This is a genomic window from Algoriphagus iocasae, from assembly GCF_014206875.1.
Taxonomy (GTDB): Bacteria; Bacteroidota; Bacteroidia; order Cytophagales; family Cyclobacteriaceae; genus Algoriphagus; species Algoriphagus iocasae.
This window is the reverse complement of sequence record NZ_JACIJO010000004.1, coordinates 30,916-47,507: the sequence shown is the minus strand read 5'-3', so window position 1 is coordinate 47,507 and position 16,592 is coordinate 30,916. Positions and strand designations below refer to the sequence as shown.

Below are 16,592 nucleotides of genomic sequence, written 5' to 3'. Positions count from 1 at the left end.
AGATCGTAAATTAATAGAATAGCTGCGCATAAGCATGGGCAAAGTTTTGCCAAAGGCTAGTTCCACTGATCTGCCAAAATATTTTTCCAACAAGCAAAAATAAGAAGATCACTAAGTACGGCTTGTAATCGTTTTTCTTTACCAAATCAATGACCAATAAGGTTCCTACAATTAGTAGATCAATCACATCGGTAATAGAAAAAGCAACATAAGGTGTTACATCAAAATTGGCTAAAATCCCACGTCCAACACCTGGACCAATGGCTAAAATTCCAGTCCCAATCATATAGCGCATATGTGCAGATGGCGTTTTGCGGTAGGCCATGGCTAATGCCCAAAAAGTAGCAAAACTGAAGAGCCCACGAATATCAAGAGCCATGAAACCCAGGTTTTCAATCTCTGGGATGACATCCACTCCTCTCCAATAGGAATCTTTCGTAACAAAAAACATGGAGAGAATAATCAAAGGGCCTAAAACAAAAGCTGATTTACCGATTTTACGGTGCAGCTTAGCTTTTTTAAGATAGATCAACATCGGCTGAAGAACTAACAGCCCCAGCCAAACCATTAATAGAGCTCCGTGAATATGGATGGTATAGGTTGAATTGATAAAATTGGGAAACTCACTCGTGTAAGGATAATAGAAGCCCCATTGAACACCAATTATGATTAGTAGCATCATCAGGGCGGTCAAGCGATAGGAGTCTTTTCTTGGGAGACTAAGCATCAGTTGGGTGGTTGGAATCCAACTAATATATTTATTTTCTTTGTTTTATAAAATATTGTTAATCAGTTGTTTGGCTGTATTCTCAAAACGGAAAATAATGTTTGTTTCCTAATAGTTTAGCTACTATCAGAAAGAGGATGGTTGTGCCTTGGATTAATAGTAAGTTCTTTTTGGAAGACTTCTAGTTTGCCTTATAACTTTTGTAAACCAAAAGAGCAGCAGCAAGATCTTCCACAGCCAAGCCTGCAGATTTAAAAAGTGTGATTTCTTCGCTTGAGCTCCGTCCAGGATGAATGTCTTTAACCAACTCCACGATATCTGCTTTCACATCATTTTCTGTGATAATTCCATCAGCAATTGGGAGTGCAAGTTCACCCGTTTCATGCAAAGCCCCATTACGGGAATCTACGAAAATGGTACTCTTCCTGATTGCATCATCATCGGTTTCACGAGTGGTAGGTTTATGGGAACCGATCATGTCAAGATGGGTTCCGGGTTTTACCCATTCACCTTTGATAATGGCAGTTTTCGAAAGAGTAGCACAGGAGATAAGATCAGCCTGTCGAGCGGAATTTTCTAAATCAGTGACAGCTTCGGCCGGATATCCTTGATCTTTTAAACTTGCTACAAACTCTTCCATTTTATCTTGATTGCGCATCCAAACGCTTACTTTTTTAAATTTCTGAACAGCAAAATGTGCCTGAACTAAATGTTGGGCTACTTTTCCTCCTCCAACTACCAGGAGGTTTTCAGCATCTTTTCTAGCTAAGAAGGAAGTAGCCAAAGCAGAGGTGCAAGCAGTTCTTCGGGCAGTTAATTCTGTCGCATTCATCAAGGCCAGAGGTTGGCCAGTTTTCGAATTACTCAAAATGTACTGGGCATAAATGGAAGGCATATTCTTAGATGCATTTGCAGGTGCCACGGTGACCTGTTTCATTCCTAAGTATTCTTTATTCCAAACTGGCATCAATATCAAGGTGTTTTCCTCTCCTTCATCAGTTTGGTAAAAATGATGGTGCCTCACAGGCATGGTGTAATCAGATTTAAAAATCTCGCGAAGGGCTTCAATTAGTTTTTTGTAATCCAGAAGAGAGATGATTTTATCATCAGGAATAATAAGCATGGAAGTTTTTTGATTGGTCAAAGAGTTAAATGTCGGGAAATTCTAGAAGAACACCTTCCATTTTGAGTCATCAAATTCTTTTCCTTGAAAGTAGTAACAGATATAAAAATAAGGATTGAGCGGAATTTGAATCATGAAAAATGCTCAGCCATTATTCGGTTTGGCCGGGCATATTTCCTGTTCATTTATCCTTTCTAATTTCCTCCGGTTTTCTCTATTTCAATTCGTCTGTTTTTCTGTTCCAAGGCTTTATTGAATTCCTGAATGTCGTTATTAACCAAGTCAGAAAACTGCTCAATGGCAACTTTCAAACGTGCATCCAATACCTCATAAACCTCTCCCTGTTGGTCTGTAGGGCGATAATCCATTCCGCTGGCATTGATGTCACTGGCCAAAGCACTCAATCGGCCGTACAATTTGATAGGCGAGCGAAAGGCATCCTCACGAGCCCCGGTCAAATGGATATCATAGAGTTTGGAAGCAACGTCCTCCGCTGCTGCTTTGAGTCTCAAAGCCTCTTTTTGTGTTTTGCTATCGGATTCTTCAGCGAGAATAATGTCCAACTCCTTGCGAAGCTGCTCCACCGCATTAATATTACTTACCGCCAAGTTCATAGCATCGCGCAACTGTAATGAGAAAGCGACTTGGGCTTGAATATCTTCCAAAGTACCCTCGGCATATGGGTCTTTCAATACCTTGAATTTGGCGGAAGTCTTTGCCACTTCACTACCAGTAGAGTCTGTCAAGATCAAAGTGGCCAAGTATTCACCTGGAACAACTCGAGGGCCATATTGTCCTGCCATCAAGTCTAAATCCCATTGCACCAAAGGTCTCCAGCCTTCGCCATTAAGCTGAACCCAAGGTCTACCTGGAGGAGCAACCCGAAGTTTTGGCGTATAGGTAGGTTCATATCGGAGATCCCATTGAGCACGATTTGCTCCGGCTTTTTTATTGGCTTTTAATGTGCGTACTAATTCACCTTTGGAATCTTTAATCTCCATTTTCGCATCTCCATCAAAGTCTTCAGGCAAATGATAATTCAGACTTGCTCCATAACTTGGATTCCGACCTGAGTTGAGACTTGCACCATCGGTTTTGATATTTTCCCGATCATTGAATCGATAAGCATCACGAACCTCGTAGAAAGCGATGTCTTGTGTTTGATCAAGATTTCGGATGGCGGCCAGATCATCTAGGATATAATAGCCACGCCCATAGGTGCCCACCACCAAGTCATCAAAGCGCTCTTGGATTTCTAACCAATAAACAGGCGCAGGAGGCAAATTGAGCCTCAATCGACTCCAGCTTTGGCCATCATCATGGCTGATATATATTCCCTTGTCGATACCTGCATAAAGCAAACCTTCTCTTTTTGGGTCTTCTTTGATCACATGCACAAAGCTTGATTCAGAGCTAGGAATGCCCGCAGAGATCTTAGTCCAGCTTTGACCATAATCAGTAGTTTTGAAAATATAGGGATCAAAATCACCCATTTGGTGTAAGTCAACACTCACATAAGCGGTGGCTTTGTCATAGCGAGAAGGTTCAATATTGGCAATGGTTCCCCATTCCGGAAGATCCGGGATATTGGCAGTCAGGTTTGTCCAGTTCTCTCCTCCGTCCTTTGTCAATTGAACCTGTCCATCATTGGTTCCAACCCAAATTACTCCTGCCTCGATTCTCGATTCCTCAATTGCAAAAAGGGTCGCTCCATCAAAGGTCATTAAATTATCGATGGCCACACCACCTGAGTTTTTCTGATGGTCTTTTAGGTTCAAAGTCAAATCAGGAGATATGATCTGCCAGCTTTGGCCATCATCATCTGTTTTATGCACAAACTGACTGCCCACGTACACCCTTCCTTTGGTATGAGGGGAATGGCTCAGTGGGAAATTCCAATGCCAACGGTATTTCATGTCTGCTGGCGCCCAGCCATAACCAGCTTCAGGCCATACTCTGACCTCTCTTGACTGACCGGTTCTTAAATCATGTCTTTCCAAGCCACCATCGTAGCAACCAGACCAAATGATGTGATTGTCTACCGGGTCAGGTCGGGCAAAGCCACTTTCGCAGCCGCCTACACCTTTCCAAAGGCCTAAAGGAATATATCCTGCCAAAGAATTACTTGGTCCCATGTATGACCAACCGTCTTGTCTGTTGCCAAAAACATTATAAGGAATCTGGTCATCTACTGCCACATGATACATTTGGGCGATGGGTAAAACTACTCCTTGGAAAGTTTTGCCATGGTTATAGCTGATGCTTACTCCACCATCATGGGCTACCATGATTCGATCAGGATTGGTGGGGTCTATCCAAATATCATGGTTGTCGCCGCCGCCTCTTGGAGGTCTAGGATTTCTGGTTTTGCCTCCATCCAATGAGTGAACAAAGCGTACTGACATGGAATAAATTTCGTTTGGATCGCCTGTATTCACTCTAAGCCTGGTGTAATATGGTGCCCGCTCGTTCCAGTCATGTTCCTGACTCATCAGTGTCCAGCTCATGCCTTTGTCAGAGGAGCGCCAAACTTCTGGGCTTTCGGCTTCAAAAAGCGCATAGACTACATTTGGATCACTATGGGAAACAGCAACAGAAGTCTTTCCTACAGGTCTTTCTGAACCGGATTTCAAACCATTTTTACTCATTGGTTCCCAAGTATCTCCGCCATCTGTAGATTTATAGATGCCACTTCCATTTCCACCCGAATTGAGTCCCCAGGTATTGATGTGGATCGACCACATGGCTGCATAGAGTATATCAGGATTTTCTGGGTCAATTGCTAAATCAGATGCGCCTGTTCCTTCATCAATAAAAAGTACATGCTCCCAAGTGTCTCCTCCATCTTTACTTCGGAAAATACCTCTCTCTTTTTGAGGGCCATAGGTATGTCCTAAGGAAGCTGCATAAATGATTTTGGGATCTTTTGGGTGGACCAGCACCCGTCCAATACGTCCAGTTTTTTCAAGGCCTTTGTGCTCCCAGGTTTTGCCCGCATCAGGAGAGAAATATATCCCATTTCCCATGGCATGTGCTGGTCGAATAACAAAAGTCTCACCGGTACCAACCCAAACTTGACTCGGGTCAGAAGGAGCAAGTTCCACTGCGGCAACAGATGAAATATCCTGATCATCAAAGATTGGCCGCCAATTGATTCCCATGTCTTCGGTTTTCCAGAGACCTCCTGAAGCCGCTCCAATGTAAGCCACTTGAGGATCTCCCGGCACACCGATAACGGCGATTGCTCGATTGCCTTCAGGGCCGATGAATCGAAACTGATGATTATTAAGCTGCTCATCTAAAGAACTTTGAGCAAGTGTGAGGGAGGTGAAAAATAGAATTGATAAAAAGCTAAGTAAGGATCTTGTCATGGTGGTTTGGATGAATGGGAATTTCAAAATAAGGAATAATCGAATAAGATTTATTTGAAACACATGAAAAGAGGAGAAGAGAGTCTTACAGGGAAAGGATACCTACAGGAATAGTACCCTAGAAAGTAGGGAGGAGATTGAGGAGGGTTAGAGGAATTGAATTTCTGGAAATTATTTGAAGATTAGGCAATTCTAGATTGACTAAATCCAAAGAATTAAAAATTGACAGTTTATGTAGTGAATACCTCCTTATTATTTAAGAAAATTCAATACCGCCTGAGCGGCGTGATAGCCACACATTCCATGAACCCCACCACCAGGAGGAGATGAGGAACTGCAAATAAAAAAGGAAGTATTTGGAATTCTATATGGGTCAAACAGATTAACAGGCCTTGTGTAGAGTTGTCGAAGATCTTGGATCCCGCCGTTTATATCTCCTCCAATATAATTGGGGTTATAAGTTTGCATATCAGCTGCATTCATCTTATTCCTGAAAAGTATCAGATCTTTAAAACCTGGAGCAAATCTCTCAATTTGATCTTCGATCTGTTGAGTCATATCTTGAGTTGAACCGTTTGGCACGTGACAGTAACACCATACCGTATGTTTGCCTTCAGGTGCTCTTGTTGAATCAAAAAGGCTTTGTTGCGCCAATAACACAAATGGTTTTTCAGGGTGAATTCCCTCAAATACTTGACTTTCCGCTTTGGCTATTTCCTCAAAAGTTCCTCCTATATGAACAGTAGCGGCTTTACAGCAATTTTCATCTTTCCAAGGAATAGGTCCGTCGAGAGCCAAATCAAGTTTAAAAACCCCAGGACCGTAACGGTAGCGATTTAGTTTTTTAGCATAAGATTTTGGGATTTCATTTTCGGCAATTTCCAAAATTTGTTTTGGAGTAATGTCAAAGAGTATAGCCTTTGCCTCAGACAACTGCTTAACTGATGAAATCATTTTACCTGTTTCTATTTCACCACCTAAGAAAGTGAAATGTTCAGCTAAAGCATTAGAGAGTGATTGTGATCCACCTTCTGGCATTGGCCATCCGACGGCATGACCAGCGGCACCTAAAACCAATGTTATGGCAGAAGTAGCGGCATTGTTTAAAGGCTGGATTGAATGAGCTGCAAGCCCTGCTAAAAGAGCCCTGCTTCTAGTTTCTTTAAATTTTGAGTTGATTAGTGAGGAAGCAGATCGAATGGCATTTAATCCAAATTTCGCAACTTTTATGGGGTTTTTAGGAAACAGATTAAAAGGGCCTAACAAGTCAGGAAGTAAGTCATTAAAATCATTGATGATTGGATTAAAGAGATTTAGATAAGTCTGGTTATCTCTACCAAGTCCACTGGCAGTTCTATGGACATCCATCTCCATAATAGCAGCAGGTTCATTATCTAGAGGATGTGCAACAGGGAATTCAGGAGTAATCCATTTAAGTCCATAGTTTTGCAATGGGAGAGAAGCAAAAAAGGGGGAGGCCATAGCCATCGGATGTATAGCAGAACAAACATCATGTTTGTATCCTGGAAGGGTCAAAAATTTTGTTCTTGCTCCCCCTCCTACACTGTCGCTAGCTTCAATGATTTTTACTTTTTTACCATTTTGGGCTAAAACGATACCAGCAGCTAGTCCATTGGGGCCTGAACCAACAATTATTGCATCGTATTCCTTATTATAGTTTACAGCTATCAATTGCTTAAGAATTCAATTTTTTCTGTTCCCTTTCAATTTTTAGTTGTCTAAAGATTGCATACCCGTACCAAATAAAAATCAGAAGCATAACCATTAAACTTGTGATATATGGACTGAAACCTAGGTCAGAAGCAATACTCGTCACATTTAAATTAGTGTTGAAAAAATACCATAGGATAAAATACAAGCCACAACTCACTAAAAAGACCAGCAACCAATTTATGTTGCCCCATTTATTTGAGGTCCTATTTTCAGATTTTAGAGCAAATGGCATGAACAACAGATAAATTGGAAGATTTCCAGAGAAATTTATATTAAGGATCAAAAGATTCATTATATGGAATAACATCGCAATCAAAATATACCAGGAAAGAAATCTTTTTTTCAAAAGCAATAGGATAAACCCTAACTCAAATAAAACTCCGACATAATCGAAGGGTTCCCAAATAAGAGTGGATTGAATATTTAAAAATATGGGAGCCAGTAGTTCTTGACGATCTCTAAAGAAATAATTATTGATAAAATAAGATCTTACAGCTTGGGTGTCAAATGATAACCAGTCACCCATTAGTTTTGGTAGACCAGCGGTAAACATCCCAAATGCCAATATACTTGCTAATATAAAAATTGGCCAACCATTCGATTCCGGATTACTTTTTCGAAGAGTTTTATCTATCGAAAATTCAGAGCCCCAACCTGCTATTCCCATCATAAAAGGGATCCATATAGTGACCATCCATGCATGATCTATTTTGCCTAATGAAAACTTGATTGTATACAAGATGATGTATAGAATGGTTAAGCCAATAGAAGAAACTCTAGTATAAAAACCGAAAAGAACACAAAAATGTAGGATCACCAATAAGGATGAGAATAGTACAATGATGAAGGGTGTTGGAAAACCATTTAGTAACTGCCCAAAACTTAAGAATGGTGGTTGATATATTAAGTCAGGATACTGAACCAGATATCTAAAATCAGGGATCCCTAAAACGAAAATGATAAAAACACTAAATATAATTCTATAAGCCCCCATAGCTTTTGGATCCATTCTATATTCCTCGAATACTAAATGGTCAAAATATTCAAGCATTTTATTCATGGGATTGTAAATCAATTTTGAAGTAATTGACCAATGTTCTTTCATCCTCTAATTCATTGGTATCGAGGTTATAACTGAATTGAACTTCTAAAATGGAAATGTTGGTGATCTCTTTATCTGGGAGATTTTTGGATAGATTTTTTGAAATCCAATCTTCAAATTCTTGTTTTTCAGGTGTTTTTTCTTGAGGATTTTGATAGCTTCTAGCTATTAAATCTAGCGTAGGGGTTTTCTCATTTATTTCAGGCAAGAATTGATCTAAGGGATAAAGGATACTATCCTGATGATTATCCGTGTGAAGATAGACTTCATAAAGATTGAAATTTTTTATGCCTTGTGATTGTCCTTTTCCACCGAAACTTGGAAATTTAAACGTAGGGTAGGTTTCTTTTTTATAGTGGTTAACAAGTAAGAACTGGGAAAAGAGGCCTATCCAAAAAATCAGAACTATAGTTCTAGCTGCTACTTTCGTCATTTTCTTTTTCGGTAAAATCGTCCCTGATTTTTATTTAGTAGGTAATGTAAAAACCTTTGTTTGCAAAATTCTATTTGTATTGAATGTATTTGAAAAATTAGTTGGTCTCAATCTAATTTTAAAAGTACTTTGGTTTTTATTTTTATTTTGCTCTAGATTTTTGATGAAACTTTAAAATTAAATAAGACTTTTTTCGCGTATTGCTAAATGGGATTTAGGAATTTGTTTGAAATAGGAAGAGTCTTGAAAATTTTAAAAAGAAATTCAAAATTAAGTTTAAAATCCGATTTTCTATTAAAGAAGTATTTGACTTAAAAAATTCTTTTAATTCTCTGGAATTGTCGATTTATCAATCAACAATAATCCATCAAAGTGCCTTGAAGGGACTAATTTTTTTGAGCCATTTAAGTTGATAAAGGTGTCATTTATGAGCATTTCATGAAATAAGAAATTGCTCGCGTCAGTTTCCTTTTTTGGGATATCTATAAAATTCACATGACCGTTTAAAGCAAGAATGAGTTCTTTAATGTCCAGGCCATTCTGTTCTATAGGTTTCATCTCCACCTCTTTTCCGGAATTATCTGAATATTTACCGGACCCAACAAATGCTCCTAAGACGTACATTTCCTCAGCGTATTTTTTCGATAAAAACTCACCCATTACTTCTTCCTTTTCATTGAATTTTGCTATATGGTAATTGTGGGCCACAATGATCACTTTCTTATTCTTGTATCGGTTTTCAATCAGCCATTCTACATTTAAGGCCATTAATGAATCTCTGTCTTTCCACCTTTTGTTCCAGTCTTTACTTCTTGTGAATTCCAGAAAGTATTGCAGATAATTTATTCTGTTTTCGATGGTTCGCTGCGCGAGAAATTCATCTGAACCGAAATCCTCATCATTGTCATCTTTCAGCTGATTCAGTAAGGATTGATAATCATCTATTAACTCTTTGGTCGTATCTTTTAAAGAATCATAGATGGCATTGTTGCTAGTCAGTAATCCTTTTTGAAGATTATATCGCTGTTCTAAATCGTAAAATTTGAGAGTGTCTATTGATCTTTTATTGATCAGCTCTTTGAGGAAAGCATTAAAGTTGTTTCCTGTTTTTTGCACATCAAATCCACCAATTGAAATATCATTTTCTTTGACATAAGCCATCAGTTGCTCAAACTCCTTCGTTCTCCAGCCACTGAAAAAACCATGAGTCATCTCGATAGCTGAAAGTGACTCTTTCTGGTTTTCAATAACGCCCACCTCACCAAAACCTGATTCAAATAGAAGAACTTCAAAACCCAGTTGTTGGTGGAGTTCCTGTATGAGTTCATTCCTTGTTAAAAATATTTCCTTAGAACCGTGGTTTGATTCTCCCAAGAGAACTATACTCTTTTGGTTTACAGCTTTCAGTACAGGTTCCCATTTCCCATTGCTATAATGATCATTAACCTGAATGTTTTGAGCCAAATTCTCCAATTCTCTTTCTTGGTAATCCGTCAAACTTTGACAGAAGGAATCGAAGCTGATTGATGAAAAAAATAATAGGAATAGAAGAATCTTACTTTTCATATCCTCAAATTATGATTATCCGCAATGAGTCCAAAAGTTAAAGAATGAGTTAAGAAAGTCGCGGATAATCGACTACCGACGACAGTCCAATGTCCGCAGCATGTTGAAGTGTTCTTCAAACCCATTTTTCCTTGTCTACTGGTAAAAAAGAGGATATACATACCTCAAATTATTGTAAACGGTACTATAAAAGAAATTTGTAGATAAATAAAGATGAAAATTTTAGATTCGTGGGTGATTTGGAAAAGTTTTGGGTATATCACCAATCTAATTTGGGCAAGTAAAACATAGAGGTTTAGGTTAATTGGAGTTCGGAGAAAGCTTGGATAGTTCGGTTGCCTCTAAGTAATTCAAAAAGCTAGAAAAGAAGGATTTGAATTGATTTTCAATTGACTGGCCTTCCTGAAATTACTTCATTGAAGATTTCGATGTTCCAGTTCTTTCTTTAAAGCTTCATATTTTTTTGGTTTCTTAAGGAAAACATACATTAAAAACAAGGGAATAAGTGTGACCAATCCCCAGGAGTTCGCGAAAACGCTAAAGATTATAATTCCTGCTAAAAACCCTATAAAAAACGCATCAATCAGGGGAGATGGCTTGTTGTTTTTTGCCGCTTCCAACAACTCTTTGTCAGTTAATTGAGATAGTTCTTTTTGGTTCATATGGACTTAAATTTTATAATTTATTCTGTTGTTATTTTGGAGATGGGTGCAGTTTGGAGAATATAAAGACTGCTCCAACTCTTTTTAAGTAACCTAATTTATTGAAATAATATGATCTAAGATTGAATGCTGTCAAGCAAAATACCTAATTGACAAAGTATTTTTTACTTGCTAACCATTTCAACTTTCGGATACAGATTTAAAAAAGTAAAAGTTTAATGAAAACCCTTCCGTCCAAACCGTTCACTTTATTCCTATGAGTGCCGATGTATTCTTCAACGAAATGATTGATGCGGTAGGATTTGAATTTCTTGCTGAACTGTAAACGACATTAGTGTATTTGTGAAAGAAACCTCATTCCGACAAAATGTAAGTTTCTAGGGCTTAAACACAATCTTATAATTGTCTATTGCTCCTTTTCGGGGATTGAATACAAAAAAAGGCTGAACTCTTTCGAATTCAGCCATTTTAGGTCTAAAATTAATTATTAGACGTTTATTCTTTGGTGGCTTCTATTACGCCTCGGAAATACCCGACAGATTCAGCTATTCCCATAAATGGATTATCCATATTCCGCTCGTGTTCTAGACTGCATACGCCAGTGTAACCCACTTTTCTGATCATTCTGACCATAGAAGGAAAGTCTATGATACCTCGTCCAACTTCAAGAGAATAACCCTGTTTGGTCGGTCCTGTCACGTCTTTGATATGCATATCAAATACTCGGCTGTGATATTTTTCCATATCGGCTACAGGATCTTTCCCGTTGCGGGTGTCATGTCCAATGTCCAGGCACATTCCAATTCTCGGATCAAGGTCTTTAGTGTGGTTCCATACATCGTCGGCATCCTGATAGATATTGATATCTGGTCCGTGTAAATGGATGGCGTATTTAAAATCATACTCCTTCACCTTTTTTTCTACATAGGGAAGCAACTCCACATTGGGAACACCCACGATCAACTTTACCCCAACTCGTTTTGCATACTCAAATGCCTTATCGATTTCGGCCTCAGATTTCATGTAGATCGGGCCAACGGCATATCCTGTGATATCATGGGCTTTCAGTTTTTCATGAAAGGCAGCAATTTCGGCATCGGTACTGGTCATCGGCAAATGAAAATCTTTGATGCATAGGTAATGTACATCCAAGGCTTTCAAAGTTTCGAGTGTCTTATCCAGATCAAATTTCACGAAGGTGTAGCCGGCAATTCCAACTTTGAATGTTTCACCTGTTTCAGGCGGCATTTGTGGGCCAGGTCTACTATCCTGTGCTTTGCAAATCGTCAGAGAGAATGCAAACAAAAGGGTCAAAAGGGTTTTCATGTGTTTTTTTTTTCTTTAAATGGTCACCTTGAATATTTGGGGCAGGCCATGGGATCTTGCAGAATAAAATCATCAACTGGATGATTTTTTAGTCATGCCTGTCTCCCAAAGACAGGCTCGATTTCATAGCGTTATTTTAGGAATTATCACAGGCCAATTTAGAAAATGCAGCTCAAAGTCTAACCTTGAGTTTGAGTAATACTGCGGAATCGATTTCTTATATGATCTGGAAATTGATAGTGATAAAGACTCGAAATGGGAATGTTTTTTCACATAAGAACTGTATGAATGCGGATTTTGCTGTCTAAAATCACTTCAAATGGGCAGCAGTAGTTTAAATAGTGCACTTTTTATCTTTTGGCTGTATGATTGATCTTATATAGTGCTAAATCAAATCAAGTAAGCTTGAAATTCAAAACTACGCTTCAAATTTTAGCTTTGGTAACCATTGGCTGTTCCGTTTGCCAGAATAATGTCACCAAAAATGCATAGCAAGAACTATCACAAGCCAATCCTAATAAGGCCAAAACAGCAATTGGCGATTTGATTGTACCTTCACCTTATAGGTTGAACTTGTTAGGAATAAAAGTAAACTAGTTGACTTGCAGAAGGAATGATGCCTAAGCTTCGGATGATATTACTTTTAGTCTTATCGCAGGAGACTTAGAAAATCTATTATTCCGGTAATTAAAAAGCATAAACATTGAATATTTTCTTACACCTAATTTTTAATACAACGCCAAAATGAAATCAAAGGACATACTAATTATTCTTACGCTCATTGTGGTAGGAACCTACTTTTCGATTGTAGGATTAATCGAGGCTGGAGGCTTTTTAAAACCCCTGGCGATCGCAGTTCTGTTGACTTTGATTTGTATTCCTTTATGTAGAAAATTGGAAGGCTGGAATTTTTCCAAAGGCCTTTCAGCTTTTGTAAGCGTGCTTTTGAGTTTGCTAGCGTTCTTGTCTTTTTTTGTCATCATATCTGCGCAGGTAGCAAATGTTTCCGATCGCTGGCCTGAGATAAAAAGTAAAGCAAAACCGAAATTGGAAGAATTTCAACAGAAAATCACGGAGAAAACTGGATTAAACCTACAACAGCAATTAGGGATGTTTGGTTTTTCGGGACAAACCTCAGGATCTAAGCCAAGCGAAGAATCAGAACAGGAACTCGATTCTAACCAATCGTCTGATAGGACAAACTCAGATAGCCAGCCTTCTCCAGAGAAAATTGTATCCAATGCCTCCCAAGAAGTGAGAATTATAGTAATGAACTTCTTTAGTTTTTTATCCAGTACTGTTCTGACATTTGTTTACTTATTCTTTTTGTTGCTTTATAGAAATAAGGTCAAGCTTTCAATTCTGAAGTTTTTCAGTGAAAAAAACCGAAAAGAAGCAGAGGAGGTAATGAGTCACACAGTAGAATTAGGCTTGAATTTCATTGTGGGAAGATTTATTCTAATAGTCTTTTTAGCTATTATTTATTCAATTGGTTTGTCTATTTCCGGAATTGAAAATGCCATTTTGATCAGTGTAATTGCAGCGATTTTATCTTTAGTCCCTTTTATTGGGAATATCATTGGATATGTTTTAGCTATTGTCATGGCTGTTTTTGCAGGAACAGAACTGGGTGGTATAATAGGTGTGTCATTGACTTTTGGACTTGCTCAATTTGTCGAAAGCTATATCCTGGAACCTTATGTCGTCGGAAGCAAAGTAGAAGTCAATCCTCTGGTAACAATTATGGCGGTGATCTTAGGAGGTTCAATTTGGGGCATAGCAGGGATGATATTGAGTATTCCTATTGCTGGTATCGCGAAGATAATTTTTGATGCAACTCCTGCACTCAAACCTATAGGTTATGCATTAGGTGAAGAAGACGTAGATGGAGCAGATGAACAAAATTTCCTGAGCAAATGGGGGGAGAAGCTTTGGAATAAATTCAGTAAGAAATAAAGTGATACCTGAGAGCAATTTTCCTCAGTTTGGGGAACGTAGGCTTTGAAATCAAATTTGATTTTTAGGTAAAAACCCTCTCCATTGGTCCTGTTAATACAAAATTGAGAGTTGGGTTAGATTTTGTTTCAAGTTATTCTATCAACCTTTTTAATTTAACCAACCACAATATGAAAAAGCACTTATCATTAGTTGCACTTGCATTATCAACCATATTAATTAGCTGTAATGAGGAAAAAGAATACGGAAGTATCACCGATGACGGCAAAATGGTAGTTGAAGAATCAACTGAGTTAGACCATAAAAAAATGGCAGGTACTGATTCGAGCATGAGGCTTACAGATGGCAGGACAATTCCAGTAATCATTAAATCTTCAGATTCAATAGAACTTCCTCAGGAATTGCTTACGGTGATCGAAAATATAGATGACATCCATCCGGATAGTATTTTGGTCAAAAGAAAATTTGAGGAAAATAACATCACTTATTATGAACTGGAATTTCGCATGAAAGAAGGTCCAAATCAGATTTTGACTTTTGATGGGGAAGGAAAGAGGAAATCTACAAGTGAAAATTTCTAATCTACATTTTCCATTTTTTGCCTGCTTGATTATTCTAGTTTCCTCTTGTAATAATCAGTCATTACGAATTTTCAAATCCAGTTCGGCGAGAACTCAGTATCTCCATACACTAAAGAGTTCAGGAATAAGTTCCACTAAAATAGGTGCTGAGTGGAAGGAATCTGCTGAGGAAGCAATTCTGAAAGCACTTGAGCTAGAGGTCCCCATCTCCATTCAGGGCAGTTTTAAATCCAAAAGCATTGAAGCAAAAGCATGGGAAATTCAATTGGAGCAAGGAGCTTCCCTCTCTATTTCTATCTACTGGCAAGCTGTAGACAGCAGCAAGCTCATAGTAGATATTATGCAAGGCCCAGAATGGAAGGAACTTAAGTCTTACACTGCTCAAAATGATTCTTTAAAATTTGAAGCCGAGAAAACTGGGCAATATTTACTTCGAATTCAACCGGAATTACTAGGTGAGGGTAATTTCCAAATTCGGATCAATGGTACTGCAACCTATGCCGTATTTCCAGTGCAAGGGAAAAATAGCAAAGCCATTCAAAGCGTATGGGGAGATGTGCGAGATGGTGGAAAAAGATCACATGAGGGTGTGGATATTTTTGCTTCCCGAGGCACACCAGTTATTTCGCCTGTAGCAGGGTTAGTCACCGCAGTTCGTGACCGAGGTTTAGGAGGTAAGCAAATTTGGGTAAGAGATCAAGTGCGGGATTGGAATCTATATTTCGCACATTTGGATAGTCAGCTTGTCAGCAATCATGAGCGCGTAAATACAGGAGATACGCTAGGACTGGTGGGAAACACAGGAAATGCAAGAACCACTGCTCCACATTTGCATTTCGGGATTTATCAAAATGGAGCTATTAACCCTTTTCCTGCAATCAAAAATGATTTTGAGCTAGCTTCTATTCTGAAAGAAGAGGAGTTTCCTCTGGTCATGAGAGTGAATACTGCTCAAGCTAATTTGAGAAGTCTACCTAGCATCACATCAAATGTGAAATTTCAGTTGAAAGCCAACACCCCCGTTTTTATAAAAGCAGCTACTGCAGACTGGTTTCAGGTGGAGGATATGGATGGGAATCCTGGTTTTATATATAAAAACTTATTATCAGCACCTGAATCAACTTCATTGACTGAAAAAATGGCTTATGCATTCACTAAACCTTCCCAAAATTCCAGTGATAGCTTGTATGTGAATTTGATCGATTTCAATAAAATTGGAGAAACTGCAGAATATAATGTGATTGTGGATGGGGATTGGAACGTGTTATACCTCCCATCTTTTTAGATTCATAACAGGTTCAACTGCCCATTTTGGGAATATATATTCACAAAAACTAAAGAGCTTTAAATCCTTACTTTTTATTGGAGGCTTGTTTAGATTGCTTAAAGTACTCTTAAAACTCTTAGGAAGGGATTTCTGGTTTTTTCTATTGATTTGCCCCAGGAGGGCATCCAAGTTGCATATATATTGAAAAATAGAAATGCTATGAAAACTAATAAAACAAAAGACCCACAGAATTCTAAAAATAAAACCACTGAAGAACTTGCTAAGGAAGCTAAAGTGACGAAGGAAGATTTACAGGCTTTGGGACCAAAGGATGCTAATCTTAGTCATGATGGTGGAGAGGATGAGCAATTGATAGAAAGAAAAAGAAAAGTCGATTTTTCAGGTGATGGTTTGGACGTTCCAGGAAGTGAATTAGACGATGAGCAGGAAAGAATTGGCTCTGAAGATGAAGAAAACAACCTTTATAGTAACGCAGACGAAGAAAAGAAATAATTCTCTTTTTGGATTTGACTATGTCTAAACTGGCAAACTATTATCAGTGTTAAAAGATCTGACTGACTTCAACCATAGGTGGATTAAGAAATTGAAGCGTAGTTTCAAATTACTGTCAGAAAACGATTTGACTACACTCAGGCAAGGTCATAAAGTAATTTTTTTTTCAATTCGAGTTTTTGGTCTAATTAAGCTAATTCTCCTTTTAAAGGGATTGAATACAAACTATGT

13 protein-coding genes are annotated in these 16,592 nt (G+C 38.4%); 4 read left to right on the top strand and 9 right to left on the bottom strand.

What is annotated here, in order from left to right; translation table 11 throughout:
- Positions 1-10: 10 nt before the first annotated feature.
- The 9 genes from FHS59_RS20470 to FHS59_RS20430 all read right to left on the bottom strand — a co-directional run bounded on the left by FHS59_RS20470 (position 11) and on the right by FHS59_RS20430 (position 12,044).
- On the bottom strand, positions 11-727 hold the full coding sequence (locus tag FHS59_RS20470; protein ID WP_184497694.1) for a DUF2306 domain-containing protein: 717 nt from the start codon (positions 725-727) through the stop codon (positions 11-13).
- A 181-nt stretch (positions 728-908) separates the two neighbouring features.
- Positions 909-1,850 (bottom strand): ornithine cyclodeaminase family protein, encoded by a 942-nt coding sequence (locus FHS59_RS20465; RefSeq protein ID WP_184497692.1) that lies wholly within the window; start codon positions 1,848-1,850, stop codon positions 909-911.
- 194 nt (positions 1,851-2,044) lie between these two features.
- Positions 2,045-5,221: a WD40/YVTN/BNR-like repeat-containing protein gene (locus FHS59_RS20460; RefSeq protein WP_184497690.1), complete on the bottom strand. Its 3,177-nt coding sequence runs from the start codon at positions 5,219-5,221 to the stop codon at positions 2,045-2,047.
- Positions 5,222-5,473: 252 nt separating this feature from the next.
- Entirely contained in the window at positions 5,474-6,913 is a 1,440-nt protein-coding gene (locus FHS59_RS20455; protein ID WP_184497688.1) for a phytoene desaturase family protein, read from the bottom strand.
- A gap of 4 nt (positions 6,914-6,917) precedes the next feature.
- Positions 6,918-8,015, bottom strand: a complete 1,098-nt coding sequence (locus tag FHS59_RS20450) for an HTTM domain-containing protein (protein WP_184497686.1) — start codon at positions 8,013-8,015, stop codon at positions 6,918-6,920.
- Positions 8,008-8,490 carry a hypothetical protein gene (locus FHS59_RS20445; RefSeq protein WP_184497684.1) on the bottom strand — a complete coding sequence of 161 codons (483 nt, stop codon included), beginning with the start codon at positions 8,488-8,490 and terminating at the stop codon, positions 8,008-8,010. Before FHS59_RS20445 ends, FHS59_RS20450 begins: the two co-directional genes overlap by 8 nt.
- 324 nt (positions 8,491-8,814) lie before the next feature.
- The gene (locus FHS59_RS20440; protein ID WP_184497682.1) at positions 8,815-10,056 is read right to left on the bottom strand and encodes an erythromycin esterase family protein; all 1,242 of its coding nucleotides are present in this window, start codon (positions 10,054-10,056) and stop codon (positions 8,815-8,817) included.
- Between the two features lie 413 nt (positions 10,057-10,469).
- Positions 10,470-10,718, bottom strand: coding sequence for an FUSC family protein (locus FHS59_RS20435; protein ID WP_184497680.1), 249 nt, complete (start codon positions 10,716-10,718; stop codon positions 10,470-10,472).
- Between the two features lie 495 nt (positions 10,719-11,213).
- Positions 11,214-12,044 carry a sugar phosphate isomerase/epimerase family protein gene (locus tag FHS59_RS20430; protein WP_184497678.1) on the bottom strand — a complete coding sequence of 277 codons (831 nt, stop codon included), beginning with the start codon at positions 12,042-12,044 and terminating at the stop codon, positions 11,214-11,216.
- Positions 12,045-12,788: 744 nt separating this feature from the next.
- On the opposite strand from FHS59_RS20430, the gene FHS59_RS20425 reads away from it, so the two are divergent.
- The 4 genes from FHS59_RS20425 (at position 12,789) to FHS59_RS20410 (ending at position 16,361) form a co-directional block, all read left to right on the top strand.
- The gene (locus FHS59_RS20425) at positions 12,789-14,000 is read left to right on the top strand and encodes an AI-2E family transporter (RefSeq protein ID WP_184497676.1); all 1,212 of its coding nucleotides are present in this window, start codon (positions 12,789-12,791) and stop codon (positions 13,998-14,000) included.
- A gap of 170 nt (positions 14,001-14,170) precedes the next feature.
- Positions 14,171-14,581, top strand: a complete 411-nt coding sequence (locus tag FHS59_RS20420) for a hypothetical protein (protein ID WP_184497674.1) — start codon at positions 14,171-14,173, stop codon at positions 14,579-14,581.
- A complete protein-coding gene (locus tag FHS59_RS20415; protein ID WP_184497672.1) occupies positions 14,541-15,866 on the top strand; it encodes a peptidoglycan DD-metalloendopeptidase family protein in 1,326 nt (441 codons plus the stop codon). The genes FHS59_RS20420 and FHS59_RS20415 overlap by 41 nt, the downstream gene beginning before the upstream one ends.
- Before the next feature lie 201 nt (positions 15,867-16,067).
- Entirely contained in the window at positions 16,068-16,361 is a 294-nt protein-coding gene (locus FHS59_RS20410) for a hypothetical protein (RefSeq protein ID WP_184498009.1), read from the top strand.
- The last annotated feature ends 231 nt before the right edge of the window (positions 16,362-16,592 follow it).